Raw genomic sequence first — 4,161 nt, forward strand, 5'->3', positions numbered from 1 at the left:
CTGGCGCTGCTGCTGGCGCTGCGGCCGTACGACCTGTGGTGGCTCGCCCCGGCCGGGGTGGCCCTGCTCGCCGCCGCGGTCCACCGGCGGCGGCTGCGGGCCGGGTTCGGCCTCGGCTTCCTCGCCGGTGTGGTGCTGTTCTTCCCGCTGCTGTGGTGGACCACGTTCGCCGCCGGCTGGTTGCCCTGGGCCATGCTCTCGCTCTCCCAGGCGGCCTACGTCGGTCTCACCGGGCTGGCCGGCGCCTGGCTGTCGCCGCTGGCCGACCGCTGGCGGGCGCTGTGGCCGCTGCTGGCCGGGCTGCTCTGGACCACGGCCGAGTTCCTGCGCGACCGCACCCCGTTCGGTGGCTTCCCGTGGGGGCGGCTCGCCTTCAGCCAGGGCGACGCGCCCACGTTGCGGCTCGCGGCGTACGGCGGGGCGCCGCTGGTGACCTTCGCCGTGGCCGCCGCCGGTGGCGCCCTGGTCGCGCTCGCCTGGCGGCGCTGGAAACCGTCCGGGCTGCTGGCCGCCGGCGGTTTCGCCGCCACCGCGGCCGTCCTGATGGCCGGGCCGGCCCTGGTTCCGGTCGCCACCCCCGCCGCCAGGACCAGCACCATCGCGCTCGTCCAGGGCAACGTGCCCCGCCTCGGCCTGGACTTCAACGCCCAGCGCCGGGCCGTGCTGGACAACCACGTCAACGCCACCAAACAGCTCGCCGCCGACGTGGCCGCCGGCCGCCAGAAGCAACCCGACCTGGTGGTGTGGCCGGAGAACTCCAGCGACATCGACCCGCTGCGCAACGCCGACGCCGCCGCGCTGATCCAGTCCGCCGCCGACACGATCAACGCGCCCGTGCTGGTCGGCACCCTGCAGCGCACCGACGTGCCCGGCGACATCTACAACGTCGGCATCCTCTGGCGTCCCGGCGCCGGCCCCGACCTCGACCAGCAGTACGAGAAACGCCATCCCGTCCCGTTCGCCGAGTACATGCCGATGCGCTCGATCGCCCGGCTGGTCACCGACAAGGTCGACCTCGTCCGCAACATGCTGCCCGGCGACGCCCCCGGCGTCATCGACACCGGCGCCGGGGTGGTCGGCGACGTGATCTGCTTCGAGGTCGCCTACGACGGCATCGTCCGCGACACCGTCACCGGCGGGGCGGAGCTGCTCGCCGTGCAGACCAACAACGCCACCTTCAACGAGGACGAGGCCCGCCAGCAGCTCGCCATGGTGCGGCTGCGGGCCGTCGAGCACGGCCGTGACGCCCTCATGGTGTCCACCGTTGGAGTGTCCGCTTTCGTCGACACCGAAGGAGATGTGCACGGTTCGACCGGTTTCAACACTGCTGCGGTGGTGGTCCGTGACATCCACCTAGGTGGACCGCGTACGCTGGCGACTCGTTCGGGCATCTGGCCCGAGGTGGCGGCCGTCGTCCTGACGGTCGTCGCGCTCGCCGGCGTGCTGCCCCTGCGCCGTCGGCGCGACAATGAAGGCAGCACCAGCGACGAGGCTTCGGAGGAACGGTGAGCGCGGCGGAAGGCTACCCGGGAGTGGGACGTGTCCTCGTGATCATCCCGACGTACAACGAGGCGGACAACGTCCGGGCGATCACCGAGCGGGTCCGTGCCTCGGTTCCCGAGGTCGACATCCTCGTCGCCGACGACAACTCGCCGGACGGGACCGGCGCCATCGCCGACGAGCTGGCCGTCGAGGACGACCACATCTTCGTCCTGCACCGGGCCGGCAAGGAAGGCCTGGGCGCGGCCTACAAGGCCGGTTTCGCCTGGGCCAAGGACAAGGGGTACGACGCGGTCGTCGAGATGGACGCGGACGGCTCGCACGCCCCCGAGGAGCTGTCGCAGCTGCTCGACGCGCTGCGCGACCACGACGTGGTGCTCGGCACCCGCTACATCCCCGGCGGCAGCGTCCACAACTGGCCGATCCACCGGCTGCTGCTCTCGCGCGGCGGCAACATCTACATCCGGACCGCGCTGGGCATGCCGTTCAAGGACGCTACCGGCGGCTACCGGGCGTACCGGATCGGCGTCCTCGACGAGATCGACGTGGCGACCATCGCCTCCACCGGGTACTCGTTCCAGGTGGAGATGGCGTGGCGGTCGTACCGGCAGGGCTTCCGCATGATCGAGGTGCCGATCACGTTCACCGAACGCGAACACGGTGTCAGCAAGATGAGCGGCAACATCTTCAAGGAACAGCTGCTCAGGGTCACCCTGTGGGGCGCGCAGGCGCGCAAGGAGAGCCTGGTGGAGCTCCTCAACCGCAAACCGCGACAGGGCTCCACCTGGCCGTGAGGTGGCATGCTTGACCCGGGCCCGGTTCTCATTGCGGGCCCGGACCGGAGGACGAGCAATGCGGCGAAGCAGACTGGCCTACCTACCGATCGCGTTCCCGCTGCTGGCGTTCGCGGAAATCATGACCTTCCTGCTGGTGGCGAGCGCCATCGGCACCGGCTGGGCGCTGCTCGCCGTGATCGCCTGCACCGTCGCCGGCTTCGCGCTGCTGCGCCGTGAGGGCATCCGCGGCTGGCACGCCTTCCAGGACGCGGCCCGCGCCGGCCGCCCGCCCGGCACCGAGGTGACCCACTCGCTGGTCGGCCTGGGCGGCGCCCTGCTGCTGGCGGTGCCCGGCTTCCTCACCGGCGTCGCCGGCCTGCTCCTGCTGCTGCCGCCCGGCCGCATCCTGGCCCGCCGGGGCGTCGAGCGGTTCGCCCAGCGCAACCTGGGCGGCGCGGTGACCGGTGACCTGTTCGGCCCGCGCCGGGTCAAGGTCTACAGCGGCGACCCGGTCACCGTGGTCGTCCCCGACGACGACCCCCGCCCGCCGGCCGGCGCCATCGAGGGCGAGATCGTCCGCTGACGGCATGCGAAAGGGCCGCCCCGGTCAACCGGGGCGGCCCTTTCGCGTCAGTGCTCAGCGACCGCGGCGCGTGCGGACTTCCTGGAGCCGCTCGTTGAGAATGTCCTCGAGCTCGGCGATCGAACGCCGCTCGAGCAGCATGTCCCAGTGGGTGCGCGGCGGCTTCGCCTTCTTCTGCTCCGGCTCGCTGCCGTCGACCAGACGGGCCACGCTGCCGTCGAACTTGCACTCCCAGGTGGTGGGCACCTCGGCGTCGACGGCGAACGGAACCTCGAACTGGTGACCCTTGACGCACAGGTACTCACGGGTCTGTCGGGGCGCAAGCTCGGTGTTACGGTCGGACTCGTAGCTGACTGCGCCTAGACGGCTGCCGCGCAGCATGCGTTCGCCCATGATCGGCTTTCCCCTCGCTCGTGGTGCTGCTCTCGTTGGTGTAACGAAAGGGGCGGCCGCTGGATTCCTGCACCCGCTGGATCCTTACGCCGCCGTGTCTGTCTCAGAACCGCCGGTATCGGCAGTGTTAACGCTATGAGCGTAACCGGCCACACCCGTTACACGGCAAACCGAACCGGCGTTCGAGTGGACCTTGGTCCACTTTACGGGGTTTTGCTACGTGTGCGGGTGGTGCGATGTCGGTCACTCGCTCTGATTCACCGGTAATTAACTCACTCTTCGGTTAGCAACCGATGCGCGTACGGTAGCGATCCGGTAGCAGTCGCGCCCGTCTCGTCCTGGTCTGTGCCACTCCCTTACGTGACAAATCTCGCCCTGTCGAGAGTCTGACGGTGTGATGCCGTCCGGCTCAGCTGCCGCCGACCGGCGTGCCGGCCGGGCGTGCTGAAGCTCTTCCGCTCAGCTGCCGGCGGTCGGCGCCGGCTGGGTGGGCTGAAGCTCTTCCGCTCAGCTGCCGCCAGTCGGCGCCGGCTGGGTGGGCGCCGCCGGGCGGGCCGAACCGAGCGACGCCAGCGCCGACGCCAGGTCGCTGACCTGAGAGGTCAGCTGCGCGGCGCGCTCCTGCGCGGCGTCCGCCTCCGCGCGGGCCGCGACCAGGCGGCGCTCCAGGTCGGCGCGGTCCCGGGCGGCCCGCTCCAGGTCCTCGACGGTGCGGCGCAGCCCGTCCCGTTCGGCCACCACCGCGGCCAGCTCGGCGCGCGCCGCGGTCACCTCGGCCCCGGCCCGCCGCGCCGACTCGGTCGCCTCGTCACGTGCGGCGTCGCAGGAACAGATGCGCCTGTTCCTCAGCGACCGGCTCCGCGACGCCCAGGAGTCCGGGCTGGTCGGCACCGACGACTGGGTCGAGCA

The 4,161-nt window shown here is 71.4% G+C and carries 4 protein-coding genes and 1 pseudogene; 3 read left to right on the plus strand and 2 right to left on the minus strand.

Annotated features, from left to right (window positions below; genetic code table 11):
• From lnt to AB0F81_RS50525, 3 genes are all read left to right on the plus strand, one after another.
• The coding region (gene lnt / locus AB0F81_RS50515; RefSeq protein WP_360211506.1) for an apolipoprotein N-acyltransferase at positions 1-1,509 on the plus strand (1,509 nt) is incomplete at its 5' end.
• A complete protein-coding gene (locus AB0F81_RS50520) occupies positions 1,506-2,294 on the plus strand; it encodes a polyprenol monophosphomannose synthase (RefSeq protein WP_360211507.1) in 789 nt (262 codons plus the stop codon). The genes lnt and AB0F81_RS50520, both read left to right, overlap by 4 nt.
• Positions 2,295-2,352: 58 nt before the next feature.
• Entirely contained in the window at positions 2,353-2,859 is a 507-nt protein-coding gene (locus tag AB0F81_RS50525; RefSeq protein ID WP_360211509.1) for an FxsA family protein, read from the plus strand.
• Between the two features lie 54 nt (positions 2,860-2,913).
• Here AB0F81_RS50525 and AB0F81_RS50530 read toward each other — a convergent pair whose 3' ends face one another.
• Both AB0F81_RS50530 and AB0F81_RS50535 read right to left on the minus strand, forming a co-directional pair.
• Positions 2,914-3,252, minus strand: a complete 339-nt coding sequence (locus tag AB0F81_RS50530; protein WP_014689763.1) for an RNA polymerase-binding protein RbpA — start codon at positions 3,250-3,252, stop codon at positions 2,914-2,916.
• Positions 3,253-3,759: 507 nt separating this feature from the next.
• Positions 3,760-4,161, minus strand: a pseudogene (locus tag AB0F81_RS50535) (hypothetical protein); the annotation flags it as partial.

Origin of the sequence: Actinoplanes sp. NPDC024001 (assembly GCF_040638955.1) — a bacterium.
GTDB lineage: Bacteria > Actinomycetota > Actinomycetes > Mycobacteriales > Micromonosporaceae > Actinoplanes.

Bases quoted from the DNA above. Each gene is read 5' to 3' on its own strand.
- AB0F81_RS50525 (WP_360211509.1), top strand. From the start codon at position 2,353: ATGCGGCGAAGCAGACTGGCCTACCTACCGATCGCGTTCCCGCTGCTG.
- AB0F81_RS50530 (WP_014689763.1), bottom strand. From the start codon at position 3,252: ATGGGCGAACGCATGCTGCGCGGCAGCCGTCTAGGCGCAGTCAGCTAC.